The following is a 522-nucleotide window of genomic DNA, read 5'->3' as shown; positions in this document are numbered from 1 at the left end:
GGCTCACTTGAGTGGATGTTGTCACTCAATTGAAGTCCCTATCGTGGCAACGTCTATTCGTTCAACGGCTATGAGTCCTCGTACCCGCGACTGAGCCGCTCGCCTAGCGCCAGGAGAATAATTGACCACCTCGTCAAAGTCCGATTCCGCACAGCGCAACAAACGACCCAAAAATTCGGGTCAGCGTCAAGCGGGCGGTGCCCAGCGTCGTCGTGCTCGTCCCGGTGACGACACCGGCGTGAGCCCCGTGTTGGCCCGTGCCGAAACCGCCGTGCAGAAGGGGCCGCTCAAGCCCGCCAACCGTGCTCGCTTCCAAGTCGCGGCACTGCTGCTGCGCGAAGAGCGTGCTCGGGTGAAGATGGATGCCACCCTCACGGACTCTGAGCGCGCGAATGAACAAAAGCGCCTCGATGGCCTCGCGGGCATTCTCGCGAAGACTGCCGCTCGAGACACGAGCCTGCTGTCGATGTTGGGGGAGTCGGCACCGATCACTCCCGCAGCGAAGGCGTTGCGCCGTGACCT

General features: G+C 62.5%; 1 pseudogene. It reads left to right on the top strand.

What is annotated here, in order from left to right:
* Positions 1-121: 121 nt before the first annotated feature.
* A pseudogene (locus FRC98_RS21100) lies at positions 122-522 on the top strand (ATP-dependent helicase); the annotation flags it as partial.

The sequence above is a fragment of the Lujinxingia vulgaris genome (assembly GCF_007997015.1).
Lineage (GTDB): Bacteria > Myxococcota_A > Bradymonadia > Bradymonadales > Bradymonadaceae > Lujinxingia > Lujinxingia vulgaris.
This window is presented reverse-complemented; position numbering and strand designations above follow the sequence as displayed.